Annotated in this window: 14 protein-coding genes and 1 riboswitch; of the genes, 7 read left to right on the top strand and 7 right to left on the bottom strand. The window is 62.6% G+C overall.

Going from position 1 to position 16,334, the window contains the following annotated elements:
• Position 1 precedes the first annotated feature (1 nt).
• A complete protein-coding gene (locus ACA027_RS05145; RefSeq protein ID WP_370682511.1) occupies positions 2-931 on the bottom strand; it encodes a branched-chain amino acid ABC transporter permease in 930 nt (309 codons plus the stop codon).
• Between the two features lie 400 nt (positions 932-1,331).
• On the bottom strand, positions 1,332-2,750 hold the full coding sequence (locus tag ACA027_RS05140) for a replication-associated recombination protein A (RefSeq protein WP_370681331.1): 1,419 nt from the start codon (positions 2,748-2,750) through the stop codon (positions 1,332-1,334).
• 282 nt (positions 2,751-3,032) lie between these two features.
• Here ACA027_RS05140 and brnQ point away from each other — a divergent pair, with 282 nt between their 5' ends.
• A complete protein-coding gene (gene brnQ, locus ACA027_RS05135) occupies positions 3,033-4,352 on the top strand; it encodes a branched-chain amino acid transport system II carrier protein (RefSeq protein WP_370681330.1) in 1,320 nt (439 codons plus the stop codon).
• A gap of 181 nt (positions 4,353-4,533) precedes the next feature.
• Here brnQ and lolA read toward each other — a convergent pair whose 3' ends face one another.
• Both lolA and ACA027_RS05125 read right to left on the bottom strand, forming a co-directional pair.
• Positions 4,534-5,166, bottom strand: coding sequence for an outer membrane lipoprotein chaperone LolA (lolA, locus tag ACA027_RS05130; protein WP_370681329.1), 633 nt, complete (start codon positions 5,164-5,166; stop codon positions 4,534-4,536).
• A gap of 39 nt (positions 5,167-5,205) precedes the next feature.
• Positions 5,206-7,530, bottom strand: coding sequence for a DNA translocase FtsK (locus tag ACA027_RS05125; RefSeq protein WP_370681328.1), 2,325 nt, complete (start codon positions 7,528-7,530; stop codon positions 5,206-5,208).
• Between the two features lie 280 nt (positions 7,531-7,810).
• Here ACA027_RS05125 and trxB point away from each other — a divergent pair, with 280 nt between their 5' ends.
• The 4 genes from trxB (at position 7,811) to ACA027_RS05105 (ending at position 10,531) form a co-directional block, all read left to right on the top strand.
• The gene (gene trxB, locus ACA027_RS05120; RefSeq protein WP_370681327.1) at positions 7,811-8,761 is read left to right on the top strand and encodes a thioredoxin-disulfide reductase; all 951 of its coding nucleotides are present in this window, start codon (positions 7,811-7,813) and stop codon (positions 8,759-8,761) included.
• Positions 8,762-9,159: 398 nt separating this feature from the next.
• A complete protein-coding gene (gene rpmB, locus ACA027_RS05115) occupies positions 9,160-9,393 on the top strand; it encodes a 50S ribosomal protein L28 (protein ID WP_003058229.1) in 234 nt (77 codons plus the stop codon).
• Positions 9,394-9,413: 20 nt separating this feature from the next.
• Complete coding sequence (rpmG, locus tag ACA027_RS05110) at positions 9,414-9,584, top strand: 50S ribosomal protein L33 (RefSeq protein WP_370681326.1); 171 nt, start codon at positions 9,414-9,416, stop codon at positions 9,582-9,584.
• A 143-nt stretch (positions 9,585-9,727) separates the two neighbouring features.
• A riboswitch (FMN riboswitch) is annotated at positions 9,728-9,881 on the top strand.
• A 128-nt stretch (positions 9,882-10,009) separates the two neighbouring features.
• Complete coding sequence (locus ACA027_RS05105) at positions 10,010-10,531, top strand: 6,7-dimethyl-8-ribityllumazine synthase (protein ID WP_370681325.1); 522 nt, start codon at positions 10,010-10,012, stop codon at positions 10,529-10,531.
• Between the two features lie 157 nt (positions 10,532-10,688).
• On the opposite strand, the gene ACA027_RS05100 is transcribed toward ACA027_RS05105, so the two are convergent.
• Positions 10,689-11,165, bottom strand: coding sequence for a hypothetical protein (locus ACA027_RS05100; RefSeq protein WP_370681323.1), 477 nt, complete (start codon positions 11,163-11,165; stop codon positions 10,689-10,691).
• Positions 11,166-11,324: 159 nt separating this feature from the next.
• Between ACA027_RS05100 and ACA027_RS05095 the strand changes: the two genes are divergently transcribed.
• Positions 11,325-12,770: an IS1182 family transposase gene (locus ACA027_RS05095; protein WP_370678848.1), complete on the top strand. Its 1,446-nt coding sequence runs from the start codon at positions 11,325-11,327 to the stop codon at positions 12,768-12,770.
• 225 nt (positions 12,771-12,995) lie between these two features.
• Here the strand turns inward: ACA027_RS05095 and ACA027_RS05090 are convergent, their stop codons facing one another.
• Positions 12,996-14,525 carry a PLP-dependent aminotransferase family protein gene (locus ACA027_RS05090; protein ID WP_370681322.1) on the bottom strand — a complete coding sequence of 510 codons (1,530 nt, stop codon included), beginning with the start codon at positions 14,523-14,525 and terminating at the stop codon, positions 12,996-12,998.
• Positions 14,526-14,734: 209 nt separating this feature from the next.
• Here ACA027_RS05090 and ACA027_RS05085 point away from each other — a divergent pair, with 209 nt between their 5' ends.
• The gene (locus ACA027_RS05085; RefSeq protein WP_370681321.1) at positions 14,735-15,082 is read left to right on the top strand and encodes a hypothetical protein; all 348 of its coding nucleotides are present in this window, start codon (positions 14,735-14,737) and stop codon (positions 15,080-15,082) included.
• Between the two features lie 436 nt (positions 15,083-15,518).
• On the opposite strand, the gene ACA027_RS05080 is transcribed toward ACA027_RS05085, so the two are convergent.
• Positions 15,519-16,298, bottom strand: coding sequence for an SOS response-associated peptidase (locus ACA027_RS05080; protein WP_370681320.1), 780 nt, complete (start codon positions 16,296-16,298; stop codon positions 15,519-15,521).
• Between the last annotated feature and the right edge of the window lie 36 nt (positions 16,299-16,334).

Genomic DNA, 16,334 nt, shown 5'->3' with positions numbered 1-16,334 from the left:
TTTAAGCGCGGTCCGCCACACGCTCACCCATCAGGCCCGAGGGGCGCAGGGTCAGGATGATGATCAGCACGATGAAGGCAAAAATGTCGGTGTAGTGGCTACCCAGCACACCGCCCGTGAGCTGGCCGATATAGCCCGAGCCGATGGACTCGATCAGCCCCAGCAGAATGCCGCCGATGACGGCGCCTGCCAGATTGCCGATGCCACCGAACACGGCTGCCGTAAAGGCCTTGAGCCCAGGCAGAAAGCCCATGGTGTGCTGCACCGTGCCGTAGTTGGAGGCCCACATGATGCCGGCGATGGCCGCCAGCACGGCACCGATGATGAAGGTGGCCGAGATCACCATGTCCGGACGCACACCCATCAGCGCGGCCACACGCGGGTTCTCGGCCGTGGCGCGCATGGCACGCCCCAACTTGGTGTAGTTGACCAGGTAGACAAGGATGGCCAGCGCCATGGCCGTGACGGCCAGGATCAGGATTTGCGTGGGCGTGATCACCGCGCCCGCCACCTCATAGGGCTCGGGCGGCAGCAGCGTGGGATAGGCCTTGGGATTGGGCTTCCACAGCATCATGGCCAGGGCCTGCAACAGAATGGACATACCGATGGCCGTGATCAGCGGGGCCAGGCGCGGGCTGTTGCGCAACGGCCGGTAAGCAACTTTTTCGATGCAGAAATTCAGACATGCAGCCACCACGCAGGCAATCAGGGTGGCCAGCAGCAAGATGACCCAGCCCGGCGCTCCGGGCATGGCCTCTTGCATCATGCCGACGCAGCTCCAGCTGGTCAGTGCCCCCACCATCAGCACTTCGCCATGGGCAAAGTTGATGAGCTGAATAATGCCGTACACCATGGTGTAGCCCAGGGCTATCAAGGCGTACATGCTGCCGAGAACCAGACCGTTGATGATCTGCTGCAGCAAGATATCCATACGTTGCATCCTCTCTTCAGGTCACAGGCTTGCTTTCAGGCCACCGATTGACCCGAGCGCCCATGCGCTTGCTTTTCCCTTAGCAAAAAGCCCGCCAGAAATATTTCGGGCGGGCCTGCCGGAAAAAGGAATGGCTGCACGTTATGGACTTGCCGGCCTCCCCAAAATGGGGTTTCCCCGGGCCGTTGCGGGACAGGTTTGCATTAGTGCCCGGGCCGCATGCCAGGCGCGCCCACAGCCACCCATGCCGTAGATGCAACGGCTGTGCGGGATAGACCAGAAAGCGGTTAATGCAGAACACGCATCAATGCCACAACCCGCTACGGGCAGGCAAAGACGGCGGAGCGGCCGCATGCGACTTACGCGCCGTTACCCCGGCACCACAGTCTTCAGCCCGGTGTCAGCTTGCGGAGTCTGGACGCGCTTCGGCGGGAGCGTCCGCAGGCGCCGCACCCTCGGCCTGGCGCGCCGCCGCATTCATGGCGCGCAGCTGCGCCAGCTTGTCGCCGATCTTGATCTCCAGCCCGCGCGGCACGGGCTGGTACAGGCGGGCTTCTTCCATGCCATCCGGGAAATAGCGCTCGCCAGCGGCAAAGGCGCCTTCCTCGTCGTGGGCATAGCGGTAGCCCTTGCCCCAGTCCAGATCCTTCATCATCTTGGTGGGGGCATTGCGCAAATGCATGGGCACGGGCCGGGTGCTGTCGTTCTTCACCAAGCTACGCATCTGGTTGTAGGCGTTGTAGCCGGCATTGCTCTTGGGGGCCACGGCCAGGTAGATCACGGCCTGGGCCAGGGCCAGCTCGCCCTCCGGGCTGCCCAGGCGCTCATAGGTGAGTGCGGCCTCGTTGGTGATCTGCATGGCGCGCGGATCGGCCAGGCCGATGTCCTCCCAGGCCATGCGCACCAGGCGCCGCGCCATATAGCGCGGGTCGGCCCCTCCGTCGAGCATGCGCACCAGCCAGTACAGGGCGGCGTCAGGGTCGGAGCCACGCACCGACTTGTGCAGCGCGCTGATGGTGTCGTAGAACTGCTCGCCGCCCTTGTCATAGCGGCGCATGCGCTCACCCAGCACCTGCAGCAGCCAGGCATCGGTGATGGCCTCCACCTTGGCCTGCTCGGCCGTGATGGACAGGGTTTCCAGCGTGTTCAGCAGGCGGCGTGCATCGCCGTCGGCGTAGGCGATCAGCCGGTCAAGCGCTTCGCTTTCGATAGCTGGTACCGCGCCCAGGGCCTGCGCTTTGAGCACTATTTGCTGCAATTCCTCGGCCGTCAGGCTTTGCAGCACATAGACGGCAGCGCGTGACAACAGGGCCGAGTTGACCTCGAAAGAGGGGTTCTCGGTGGTGGCACCGATGAAGGTGAACAGCCCGCTTTCCACATGCGGCAAGAAAGCGTCCTGCTGGCTTTTGTTGAAGCGGTGCACCTCGTCCACAAACACGATGGTGCGCTGCTGCAGCAGGCTGTCTCTGGCCATCTGGGCTTTTTCCACGGCCTCGCGAATATCCTTGACACCGCCCAGCACCGCGCTGATGGAGATGAACTGCGCATCAAAGGAGTCGGCCATCAAGCGGGCGATGGTGGTCTTGCCCACGCCCGGCGGCCCCCACAGGATGCAGCTGTGCGGCCGCCCCGACTCGAAGGCCAGGCGCAGCGGCATGCCCGCACCCAGCACCTGCTGCTGGCCCACCACCTCGCCCAAGGTATGGGGGCGCAGGCGTTCGGCCAGCGGCTGGTGGGCGGTGGATACCGCCGCAGCGCCACCACCGCCGGCGGTGCCAAACAAATCGGTGCTTGCAACAGGTTTTCGGGAAATAGCCATATATCAGAAGTTCACATCGGGCAAAATGGGGTTTCAGCGGACAAACGCTCTCCATTGGCGAGGTCACCCCTCACCCCCATGGTGCTACAGCGCCTTCCGGCCCGTCAGCCACAAGCTTAACGGCCCTGCCCTGCCCGACTCGGTTGCCGCCCGCTGCCACCCAGCAAGCAGGCTGCCTATTGGCTTCGACCTCCGAAGCCTGTTGCCGAGTCCCCGCTTTCACTTGGTTTGCAATGTTTTAACGCATCCCCTGCCGCAGCGCCGGGGTGCAGGGCTTTTGGTATGACAACACTCAAGACGCAGGACCTGCTGGCCCTCGGCTTTATGACGTTCGCGCTATTTCTGGGCGCGGGCAACATCATCTTTCCCCCCATGGTCGGTCTGGCGGCAGGCGAGCATCTGTGGAGCGCCGCCCTGGGCTTTTTGCTCACCGGCGTAGGCCTGCCACTGATCACCGTGGTGGCCCTGGCCCGCGTGGGCGGTGGCTTGCAGACCATCACCACCCCCATAGGCCGGGTGGCCGGCCTGCTGCTGGGCGTGGCCGTGTACCTGACCATTGGCCCGCTGTTTGCCACGCCGCGCACGGCCACCGTGTCGTTTGCGCTGGGCGTGGCACCCTTTGTGGGTGACAGCCCCTGGTCGCTGGGCATCTACACCGTGGTGTACTTTGGCCTGGTGATGCTGCTGTCGCTGTTCCCCGGCAAGCTGGTGGACAACATCGGCAAGCTCATCACTCCGGTGCTGATCCTGGCCCTGGTGGTGCTGGGCGGCGCGGCCTTTATGCTGCCCGCCGGCGAGCTGATGGCCAGCGCCCCCGCCTACCTCAGCCCCGACCTGGCCCTGGGCCAGGGCTTTGTGCAGGGCTACCAGACCATGGACGCGCTGGCCGCCCTGGTGTTTGGCATCGTCATCGTCAACGCCATCAAGGACAGCGGCGTGCAGGAGCCGCGCCTGCACCAGCGCTACACCATCATCGCCGCCCTGATTGCGGCCACCGGCCTGGCCCTGGTCTATGTTTCGCTGATCTATCTGGGCGCCACCAGTGGCAGCCTGACGCCTGACGCAACCACCGGCGTGAAGATCCTCACCAGCTATGTGCAGCACACCTTTGGCCCCTGGGGCATGGTGCTGCTGGCGGTGGTGATTTTGCTGGCCTGCCTGACCACGGGCGTGGGCCTGGTCAGCGCCTGCGCCGCCTATTTCAGCCAGCTGCTGCCCTACTCCTACCGCAGCATGGTGGTGGCGGTATCGCTGCTCAGCATGGCCATTGCCAACCAGGGTCTGGAACAGCTGATTACCGTGGCCGAGCCCGTGCTGGCCATCATCTACCCGGTGTCCATCGCCCTGGTGGCACTGAGCCTGCTCTCCGGCCTGTGGAAACAGGCCCGCCGCGTCTACGCGCCGGTGATGGGCGTGGCCCTGGTGCTGGGCCTGATCGATGGCGCCAAGACTGCGGGCCTGGTCGACGCTCCGCAATGGCTGAGCACCCTGCCCGGCGCCGCCATGGGCATGGCCTGGCTGACGCCGGTGCTGGCCGCACTGCTGCTGGCAGCGGCTGCCGACCGGGTGTTGCCAGCCCCGGCTGCAGCGGCACAGGTCTGATTCCCTGCAGGACCAGCAAAAAGGGCATGCCTCTTGCGAGGCACGCCCTTTCTTCATTCCCACGCCGAAGGGCTGACAGGACCCAAACCTCAAGTCTTTCAAGCCCCTAACGCATAAACCACAAGCTCAAGCAGCTCCTGATTTCAAAGCAGCGGCCAGGCGCCACCGCGCCGCTTATTGCTTACTGCTTGAGCACATCCACCCCCGCCGGCGGCGTGAAGCGAAAAGCCGATGCTGGCAGCGACGGCAGCACTTGCAGCTGGGCAAAGCGAATCAGCGAGCGCTGGCCAAAGCTGTCCAGGATTTCCAGCGCCGCCAGTTTTCCGGCGTCAAAGCCCACGCGCACCTCGCGCAGTTGGTTGTCGGCCGCCTTGGGCGTGGCTTGCACCCATTCCATGCCCTCGGCATCGGGGGCATTGGCCAGGCCGAAGTCCTTGCGCAGCCCCTCCAGATCGGTGGCCGAGGCCAGAATCGCCGCCGGCGTGCTGCCCAGTGCCTGGGCCTGGGCGCGCTGGGTGACCTGGTTCAGGTCCTTGTCCAGCATCCACAGCGTTTTGCCATCGGCCACGATCAATTGCTCGAAGGGCTTGGTGTAGTTGAAGCTGAACTTGCCCGGCCGCTGGAACTGAAATTCACCGCTGCTGGTCTTGCTGCGACCCGGCTGGCCGTCGCGCCCGGGGGAGGTCACGGTCTGGGTGAACTGGGCCTTGCCCGCCTGGGCGGTTTTCATAAAGGCCTCCAGGCTGGAGAGGCCGTCGGCCATGGCCCACAGCGGCAGCAGGGACAGCGCCAGGGCGGAAATCGTCTTGCGCATGCGCAAACTCCTTAATCGATAGGAAACGGCGCGCAGCCGTTATTCATCCCCGCGGCCGGGCACCAGCACTTCGCGCTGGCCGCTGGCCGTGAGGGAGCTGACCAACCCGGCCTTTTCCATCTGCTCCAGCAGATTGGCCGAGCGGTTGTAGCCAATGCGCAGCTTGCGCTGCACGTAGGAAATGCTGGCCTTGCGGTCTTTCAGCACGATTTCCACGGCCTGGTCATACATGGGGTCTTGCTCGCCATCTCCACCACCTTCGCCGTCACCCCCGCCGCCCTCATCGGACATGGAGGACTCCAGCACGCCGTCGATGTAGTCGGGCTCGCCCTGCTCCTTGAGGTAGCTGACGACGCGGTGCACCTCATCGTCCGAGACAAAGGCCCCGTGCACGCGAATCGGCAGGCCGGTGCCGCTGGCCATGTAAAGCATGTCACCCATGCCCAGCAAGCTTTCGGCCCCCATCTGGTCCAGCACGGTGCGGCTGTCGATCTTGCTGGAGACCTGGAAGGCGATGCGGGTGGGGATGTTGGCCTTGATCAGGCCGGTGATCACGTCGACGCTGGGGCGCTGGGTGGCCAGAATCAAATGAATACCGGCCGCGCGCGCCTTTTGCGCCAGGCGGGCAATCAGCTCTTCGATCTTCTTGCCCACCACCATCATCAAGTCGGCCAGCTCGTCGATGACGATGACAATATGCGGCAGGCGCTGCAACGGCTCTGGCGACTCCGGCGTCAGGCTGAAGGGGTTGCCAATGATTTCGCCCTTGGTCTTGGCGTCGTCTATTTTGGTGTTGTAGCCCGCCAGATTGCGCACACCCAGCTTGCTCATCAGCTTGTAGCGGCGCTCCATCTCGGCCACGCACCAGTTCAGGCCGTTGGCGGCCATCTTCATATCGGTCACCACCGGGCACAGCAGATGGGGAATGCCTTCGTAGACCGACATTTCCAGCATCTTGGGGTCGATCATCAGCAGACGCACATCCTTGGCCTCGGCCTTGTACAGCAGCGACAAGATCATGGCGTTGATACCCACCGACTTGCCGGAGCCGGTGGTGCCGGCCACCAGCACATGGGGCATCTTGGCCAGGTCGGCCACCACGGGCTTGCCCTCGATGTCCTTGCCCAGGCCCATGGTCAGCATGCTCTTGGCCTCGTGGTAGACCTGGGAGCCCAGCACCTCGGACAATCGAATCGACTGGCGCCGCGCATTCGGCAACTCCAGCGCCATGTAGTTCTTGCCCGGGATGGTCTCGATCACGCGCACCGACACCAGGGACAGCGAGCGCGCCAAATCCTTGCCCAGGTTCACCACCTGCGAGCCCTTGACGCCCGTGGCGGGCTCGATCTCGTAGCGGGTGACCACCGGGCCCGGCGTGGCCTGCACCACATGCACTTCCACGCCAAAGTCCTTGAGCTTTTTCTCGATCAATCGGCTGGTCATCTCCAGCGTGTCGGCGGAGACGCTTTCTTGCTTGGCAGGCGCGGCATCCAGCAGGTCCACCTGGGGCAAGGCGCTGTCGGTCATTTCCTGGAACAGCGGCTTTTGGCGCTCCTTGATCACGCGCTCGCTGGGCACGACCGGAGTCTGCACCGGGGTATTGATCTGCACCGGCTTGGGCTGGTAGGCCTCTTCGGCGCTGACATGCACCTCTTCCAGCACATCGCTGCGCTCCTTGGCTGCGCGGCGGCCCACGGCCAGGTCCTTGACCTTTTCACGGTGTTGCTGGCCGATGCGCACCAGCGCATCAATGCGCGCACCCAGGGCTTCGGCCACGCCGCCCCAGGAGAAATGGAACACCAGGCTCAGGCCCAAAATGAGCAGCATGATGCCCATCAGCCCCGAGCCGGTGAAGCCCAGCCAGCCCACGCTGGCCTTGCCCACCATATAGCCCATCACGCCACCGCCGTGGCCGGGCAGCGCGGCCTCCAGCCGGTACAGGCGCGACCATTCCAGCGCCGTGCTGGCACCCAGCAGCAGCAGCAGGCCCAGCCAGAACTGCAGCTTTTCCTGCCACAACTGGCCCACCAGGGTTTCGCCACGCATCCAGCGGCGCAGCGAGCGCCACCAGGAGAAAACAGCAGCCAGCACCGCCCACCAGACGGAGTAACCAAAGCCGAAATACGAGGTATCGGCCAGCCAGGCGCCCAATCTGCCGACCCAGTTGCGCACGACCACGCCATTGGCCTGGCCACTGGTAGACCAGGCCGCATCTTGGGGGGAGTAGGTGAACAGTGCCAGCAGCCAGAAGGTGAGCGCCAACAGCGCCACCACCAAGCACACCTCATGTCCAAAACGAACAATGCCCGCTTTCGGCGGGGCTTTGGCAGACGAGGCGTTCAAGGCATTGAAAGTAGAAGTCATATGCAAGGCGGCTAGCTTACCCCAGCGTTTCAGCGGCATCCAGGATTCCGGAGCCTGGGCAAATGCAAACAGTTGCAACAAAGCTTGCCATACCAGCAAGCAAGCTGCCTACAACAGCCCGATTCGGCACAGGGCTCTTGCCCTTTCTACAATACCTGTTTGCTCCGGTCCAGCGCAGCGTGCTGCGGCTGGCTCCGGCCCCTGCCTTTGTGGCACCGCCATTGCACCTCGCAGTTGCGGCGCATACAAAGCGCCATTTTCTTGCTTGCTGATTGCGCACATGACCTCTCCGCTCCACGCCAAAGTCCTGATCCTCGGCTCCGGCCCCGCCGGTTACACGGCTGCCGTCTATGCAGCACGTGCCAACCTCAACCCCCTCTTGATCACCGGCATGGCCCAGGGCGGCCAGCTGATGACCACCACCGAGGTGGACAACTGGCCCGCCGATGCCATGGGCGTGCAAGGCCCTGAACTGATGCAGCGCTTTCAGGAGCATGCCGAGCGCTTCAAGACCCAGATTGTGTTCGACCATATCAGCAAGGTTGATTTTTCCAAGCGCCCCTTCACCCTGACCGGTGACAGCGGCACCTACACCTGCGACTCCCTCATCCTGGCCACCGGCGCCTCGGCCAAATACCTGGGCCTGCCCTCGGAAGAAGCCTTCATGGGCCGCGGTGTTTCCGCCTGTGCCACCTGCGACGGTTTCTTCTACCGCGAGCAGCCCGTGTGCGTGGTCGGCGGCGGCAACACCGCCGTGGAGGAAGCGCTGTACCTGTCCAACATCGCCAGCAAGGTGACCCTGGTGCACCGCCGCGACAAGTTCAAGGCCGAGCCCATCCTGGTGGACAAGCTGATGGACAAGGTCAAGGAAGGCAAGATTGAGCTGAAGACCCACTTCACACTGGACGAGGTGCTGGGCGACCAAAGCGGCGTGACCGGCATCCGCCTCAAGCACACCCAGGACGGCCACACCGAAGAGATCAAGCTGCAAGGCGCCTTCATCGCCATCGGCCACCACCCGAACACCGACATCTTCCAGGGCCAGCTGGAGCTGGAAAACGGCTACATCGTCACCCAAGGCGGCTTGAAGGGTTTTGCCACCCAAACCAGCGTGCCCGGCGTGTTTGCCGCCGGCGACTGCCAGGACCATGTCTACCGCCAGGCCATCACCAGCGCCGGCACCGGCTGCATGGCAGCCCTGGACGCCCAGCGCTTTCTGGAACAGGAATAAGCATCACCTCCCGGCGCCGCCCGGGTGGTTGCTGAACTGTCGCATCCTTGCGACTGCGCCAAGGCCACATCGCTTGAAACTGGCACAGCGCAGGCCAGGCTGCCGCGCAAGGGCCGCCCCGCCGCGCTGGCAGCGTCCCCCTCCGGCGCGTAGCGCCAGAGAGGGGTGAAGGCGCGCAGCGCCTCAGGGGGTGATTCCAAGCCCCTTCAGGGGCTTTTTCATTTCCTGGCTATAATCCCTGGCTTTGCTGGATGTGGGACGTCTGTACCAACAGATTGGGACATGGATAGCAAACGGGTTACCGCCACCCATTCAAACTGGCGAGGTGAGGTTGTCGGCACAACCCTGCACAGCAGGGGCTCAGAGCCGGCGGCCGATTCAACTATCGGAGTGTCCCAATGGCACGCGTATGTGAAGTTACGGGCAAGAAGCCCATGGTGGGCAACAACGTTTCCCACGCCAACAACAAGACCAAGCGTCGTTTCCTGCCCAACCTGCAGTACCGCCGTTTCTGGGTGGAAAGCGAAAACCGTTGGGTGCGCCTGCGCGTTTCCAGCGCTGCTCTGCGCCTGATCGACAAGAACGGTATCGACTCCGTGCTCGCAGACATGCGCGCCCGTGGCCAAGCTTAATTTCCTGAAGGAGAAACACCATGGCTGCTAAAGGCGGACGCGAAAAGATCAAGCTGGCTTCCACTGCTGGTACCGGTCACTTCTACACCACGACCAAGAACAAGAAGACGATGCCTGAAAAGATGTCGATCATGAAGTTCGACCCCAAGGCTCGCAAGCACGTCGAGTACAAGGAAGCCAAGCTGAAGTAATTCGGCCTGATTCCCCAAAAAACCGCCACCGGCCCCGGCCCTGGCGGTTTTTTGTTGCCCGCGTCCGCAGCAGGCTCTTACCGAGGTGACAGTGGATGGCGCCGGCAGCGTCCTACAATGTCCACGTTGCCCACCAAGGGCGACAACGTTCTCAGGGCGGGGTGAAACTCCCCACCGGCGGTATGCAGCCTAGGCTGCGAGCCCGCGAGCGCTTGCCAGGCACAGCCCCGGCAAGGTCAGCAGATCTGGTGCGATGCCAGAGCCGACGGTCACAGTCCGGATGAAAGAGTAACGTGAAGACCTGTCCCCCAGCCTGGGGCGGCAGCGCATGGGTGCGGCATGGCCGCGCCATGTGCAACCGTCTCTGGCTGCGCTGCCTTCGCGCGCCCTGATTCATTTGTTCCACGTCTTTCCAGACCAACACCATGAATCAGATTTCGGTTTCCCTCCCCACCACCAGCGCGGCCAACCCTGCACTGGCCCAGGCCCGCATCGCCATCATCAGCGCCAACTGGCACAGCGACGTGGTCCACCAGGCCCGCGACGCCGCCGCACGCCGCCTGACCGAGCTGGGCGCTGCCCCGGCACGCATTCACCAGATCGATGTGCCCGGCGCCTTTGAAATCCCGCTGATGGCGCAAAAGCTGGCCCAGTCCGGCCAGTTCGATGCGGTCATTGGCTGCGCCGTGATCGTCAACGGCGGCATCTACCACCACGAGTTTGTCTCCACCGCCGTGGTCGACGGCCTGATGCGCGTGCAGCTCGACACCGGCGTGCCCGTGTTCTCCGTGGCGCTGACACCCTACAACTTCCAGCATGGCGAACTGGTGGACTTCTTCCGCCAGCACTTCATCCAAAAAGGCGAGGAAGCCGCCCATGCCTGCGCCCAGACCCTGGCCCAGCATGCGGCCATTGATGCGCTGCTGGAGCAGGCTGTGACGGCTTGATTTGAGAGTGTTTTAGGCTTCTGGCGCTTGCTGCAGGCGCTGAGGCAGCTATCAAATAAGGAATCCCCGCGGGCTGTTTGGCTTGGCGGGGATTTTTATTGACTAAACGTTGGATGGCGGCCTTCGGCCAGGAGCTGCCGGTCACCTACTGTGCAGGCTAGTGCCACTCTTCATCAGTCAGTCGTTTCAATTCATCAACTGCAGCACGAAAAGCAGCCTTGTCAAATACAGCCTTTTGGCTGGGCATTTCCCATGCAACTGAAACAACGATGCCATTGCGCACATCCGTAGCGCGACCGATTCTTAGCCATGACACTGTTTGAGTATCAACCTGTTGCTCTACCACAGCAACAGTGCAGCTCATGTCCATATCGTCTGGACAAATCAATACTGGCACTATCGTTGATGAACTTTCATCTTTGGGTTCCAAGAGATACCAAGCATTCTGTAAATCGGATTCATCAACCAGCCACCCTTGAGCAGGGACAAGTGTGTCAGTTGAATCAGTCCCCAGAGCATCGGAGGAAATTACCCCTTTAGCCCACATCTCAAGCGGTGTTCCATCAATCAAAAGGACAGGATGCGGAGCTTTTGCACAGAGTGACCTATGCATTCCAGCGTCAATTGTGTTCATACTTGGGGCACATCAATTTTTAGAAATCCGACGAAAGTCGCGGACGCATGCTAACGCAGCAAGCTGAAAGACAGCTCTGGGTCGAGGCTGTGTGAAAACGCTTGGCCGCTCACGCTTCAAAATTTAAAATCACAGCACCCGGTTTTAGCGAGGTGACCCATGAAGCGATTCATTGAAGGCCAGGCCCGCGAGCAAGTGACCTTGCTGCCCGAGTGTCTCGATGACTTTGTGGGTGTAGACAATCCCGTGCGCATTGTCGATGCGTTCGTTGAAGAACTGGACTTGTGTTCGATGGGCTTTGATGGGGCAACACCTGCAGCCACAGGTCGCCCGGCTTATCACCCTGCGGTACTGCTCAAGGTCTACATCTACGGGTATCTCAACCGCATCCAATCCAGCCGCTGCCTGGAGCGTGAAGCGCAGCGCAATGTGGAGCTCATGTGGCTCACTGGCCGTTTGTCACCTGACTTCAAAACAATCGCTGATTTCCGTCGAGATAACGGCGCAGGCATCCGCAATGTATGCCGCCGGTTCGTAGTGCTGTGTCGTGATCTGAAGCTGTTTACCAAGGCTCTGGTAGCGATTGATGGCAGCAAGTTCAAAGCCGTCAACACTCGTGACAAGAACTTCACCTTGGGCAAGATTGACAAGCGCCAACAGCAGATCGAAGAAAGCATTCAGCGCTACCTGGCAGATCTGGATACAGCAGATCGCACGCAGCCTGCGGAGCTTGAGGCGCGGACCACCCGACTCCAAGACAAGATAGCCTTGCTGCGCAAACAAATGCAGGCACTCGATGAGGTGAAGGAACAACTCAAAGAGCAGCCGGACAAGCAGCTATCAACAACAGACCCAGATGCCAGATCCATGGCCACCAGTGGCCGAGGCTCTGGCATGGTGGCCTATAACGTTCAGGTAGCGGTAGATGCCAAACATCATCTGATCGTCGCCCATGAAGTGATCAATCAAGGCCATGACAGAAGTGCTCTTGCTTCCATGGCACTGGCTGCACGCAAGGCCATGGGCAAACGCAAGCTGCAAGCCATTGCGGACCGTGGCTATTACAGTGGTGAGCAGATCAAAGCATGCGAAGACACTGGTGTAGCAGCCATTCTTCCCAAGCCCAATACATCTGGTGCGCGTGCCAAAGGCCGCTTCGATCGCTCAGACTTCATCTACATCCAGAAAGATGACGAATACCAGTGCCCCGCAGGACAGCGGGCCATCTACCGCTTCACCCGCGAGGAGGCAGGTCTGCAAATGCGACGCTACTGGAGCAGCGCTTGCAAACAATGCCCAATCAAATCCCAGTGCACGCCCAGCGATTACCGCCGCATCAGTCGATGGGAGCACGAAGACGTCGTGGAGCGAGCGCAGCAGCGTTTGGACCAAATGCCTGACGCCATGATGGTGAGAAGGCGGACGGTGGAGCATGTGTTCGGCACGCTCAAGCATTGGATGGGGTACACGCACTTCCTAACCAGGCGGCTGCCGAATGTGAGCACCGAGATGAGCTTGAATGTGCTGGCCTACAACCTTAAGCGAGTGCTTGGAATTCTTGGGTTCGCAAGAACCATGGCTGCAATGCGTCTGGTAGGCAGGTGAGCCCTTTTAAAGGGTGAAATTGGAGTCAGAAACGGCGTTGGATGCCCGATTGGGAGGGGACAGGTCGTTCTTGAGGGAAAAAATCTTCAACACCACGAAATGCAAGAGCTTGTTGACCCATTGGCTGAGATGCCGGTGAAGTTTTTGAGTTTCCACACAGCCTCGGTCGAAAGCCAACACTCCCACTTTCCAAACAGCCCATAAAAATAAGCACAGTCTTCAAAACTAAGCCCTCACCAACACCAACTCCGGCCCCGCAGCCCGCAGCTGCTCATGCATCAGTGCCCCCAGCGTCTGATAGGCCTGCTCCACCGCCGAGGTAAAAGGCAGGCCGCAACTCAGGCGAATAAAGTTTTCATAGCGCCCGGTATTGGAGAACATGGGCCCGGGCGCGATGCGCACGCCGCGCGCCAGGGCCTCGTCGTACAGGGCCATGGTGGAGATAGCGGGCGGCAGTTCCACCCACAGGCTGAGCCCTCCGCGCGGCAGGCTGAAGCGGCTGCCCACGGGAAAGTAGCGCGCCACGGCCTGGGCGGCCTGCTCGCGCTGCACCTGCAGCTGGGCACGCATGCGGCGTAGATGGCGCTCGTAGGCGGGAGAGTCCACGCTGCGCGCGGCCAGCAGTTGTGACCAGCTTTGCATATTGCGGGTGCGCGAGAACTTGAGCATTTGCAGCCGCGCATGCCAGCGGCCCCCGCTCATCCAGCCCTGGCGCAGGCCGGGGGCAAAGCTTTTGCTGAGCGAGACGCAGTAAATCACGCAGCCCTTGTCACCCGGCTGGTCCCAGGCCTTGGCCGGGCGTGCGGGCTGGGGGGTGTCCATGAACTCGCGGTAGATATCGTCCTCGATCAGCGCCAGCCCATGCTCGGCGCACAGCTGCACCAGGCGCTGCTTGTGGGCATCAGGCATGACGCTGCCCAGGGGCATTTGCAGATGCGGCACCACCACCACGGCCTTGAGGCGGGGCTCGTTGCGGGCGGCGAGCTCCAGCGCCTCCAGCGAGATGCCCGTGTGCGGGCTGCTGGGGATTTCCAGCGCGCGCAGGCCCTGGGCCTCGATGGCCTGCAAGATGCCGAAGAAGGTGGGCGACTCCACCGCGATCACATCGCCGGGCTGGGCCACGGCGTCCAGCGCCAGGTTCACCGCCTCGGAGTTGCCATGGGTGGCACTGACCTCGTCGGGCGCCAGGGTCAGGCCAAAGCGCAGCGCATGGTGGGCCATGGCCTGCTGGAACTCGGAGTGGGTGGTCGGCGCAGATGGGCCATAGACCAGCACATCGGGCTGCTCCTTGAGCAGGCGCACGGCCAGCTTGTTCAGCGCCGTGCCATCGAACAGGCTGGGGGCAGGCATGGCACTGCCCAGGTCCACCACCAGCGGGCCGGCCAGGCGGGCTTTTTCCAGAATCACCGAGATGCGCTCGTTGATGCCGGCAAACAGCTGGGGGTCAGGCTGCAGCGGCAGATGCATATCGGGCTCGCGTGCGGCGGGCACGGCAGCCAGTGTGCGGGGCGCACAGACAAAATAGCCCACGCGCTCGCGCACCTCGACGGCACCCTGGGCCTCCAGCCAGCGCAACACCTGCAGCGCCGTGGACAGGCTGACCTGGTGGCGCTGGCGCAGCTCGCGCACCGAAGGCATTTGCATGCCGGGGCGCAGGCTGCCGCTGGCAATGGCCTGTTCATACACCTGGGCCAGTTGGCGGTACAGCGGTAACTCCGAGGACGAAGGCGGGGGCGAGGCAGTGGAGCGGGGCATGGGCAGATCAGCCAGAAGATGGACCAGGCAGGACCCCATGATGCCGCAGGCGCGGCCCGCTCAACAGATACAGAACGACATGCCCGCATGCGGAACAGGGCGCCTGTTTCGCTGCTGTTCTGCTTTTCTGTTCCGCAGGCTGTGCCTGTTGCAAACAGGGCGCGATTTTTATGCTGGAGGCCTTGCAACACCACTTTGAAAGAACGCCCATGTCTACCGCCGCCACTGCACAACCACAGCGGATTGATCCGCGCACCACGCCTGTGCTGTGCCTGCCACCAGGCTGGCGTTTGCTGTGCCTGGAAGGCCGTGTGGGCGTGCGCAGCGGCCCGCTCGTATGGGGTCAGGTACTGCTGGCCCAGCAGCGCGAGCTGGCCTGCGGCCAGCTTATCGAAGGTGGCCACGACGGCATGCCGGTGTGGCTGCATCTGCACAGCCTGGATAGCAATCCCGTGCAGCTGCAGCTGCTGGAGCCTGCGCCGCAGCCCAGTTGGGTGGCAGGTCTCTACGCAGCGGTGCGCAGGCTGCTGGGGCGGCAACAGCCTGCTGCGGCCTGAGTCGTTCGGGTTCTGCTTTTGCTTGTGCCAAGGGACACAGCGGCCTGCTGCAAACCGGCCCTCACCCCGACCCTCTCCCGCAAGCGGGAGAGGGCGCAAGACAAGGGGCCTGCCCCCATCCCTGCCTTCCCCCGAAGGGGAAGGAGCAACACCGGGCGGTTGTGCGATCCAGGGCCGCTGCCCCCGTATTGCCCCTCGCCCCTCGGGGAGAGGGTGGGGGTGAGGGGCTGTCCCCAGGTATTCACATGCTGGTCTAGGCCAACAGGCTCTCGGCAGCTGTTCAATAGAAAATCTTTGGAGGACCAGCTGCAGCCACTGCTGCAAACCTTCCTTCACCCCTGCCCTCTCCTGCAAAGGGAAGAGGGAGCGAGACAAGGGGACGATTTGCTTTGTTTGCTATAGCGCTCAAGAAAACGCGGCGCTTCCCCAGCAATGTTCAATCAAACAAGCCCTTGGGCTTTTTGTCCTTTTTGTTTTCCACCGGATTGGCCAGCATCCAGTTGGCCGGGTAGGCGCGCATGAATTCGCGGGCTTTTTCCTGGCGGGCGGTGAGCCAGGCGTCATAAGTGCCTTCCCCCAGGATGGCGGGCATACGCTTTTCGCTGCCCGGGTGCTGGTAGCGGCGCATCAAGGCGTGGCTGTTGGCGTTGATGGTGAGCATGGCGTAGCTCATCAACTCGGCGCCGGTTTCCGGGTCTTGCCAGCGTGACCACACACCCGCCACGCCCATGGGCTCGCCATCCACGCGGGCAATGCGCGTGGGGATGGGCTTGCCGCCAGCGCGCAAGTCATCCTCATAAAAGGCCTGAATGGGGATGATGCAGCGCTGCCCCGCCAGCCAGGCATCGCGAAAAGCCTGGGTGGTGGACACGCTTTCGTTGCGCGCCTCGATCAGCTTGAGCGAGCGCAAACGGGCGTCAGATGCCGACTTGACCCAGGCCGGCACCAGCCCCCACTGCGCCGTCACCCATTCGCGCTCCACCGGGGGCGCGGCTTTTTTGCCACCGCTCTCGGCCGTCACTTCAGCCCCGGCATCCGCAACCACCACAGGTGCGGCAGGCACCGCCGTCTCGGGCGCTGGCTGCGCCTTGGCGCGGATAAAGCCGCTGATGCGACGGGGACGCATCTGGCGCTCGGCCGGCAGCTCGAGCGGGGTGACTTTGAAGAAGCTCGTCCAGAGGTCGAGCTGGGCCAGGTTTTCGTATTGGAAACTCATGCGGAGGATGGTAGAGGGTGCAGGGGCGAGAAGGCG

The sequence above is a fragment of the Comamonas sp. GB3 AK4-5 genome (assembly GCF_041320665.1).
GTDB lineage: Bacteria > Pseudomonadota > Gammaproteobacteria > Burkholderiales > Burkholderiaceae_C > Comamonas.
This window is presented reverse-complemented; position numbering and strand designations above follow the sequence as displayed.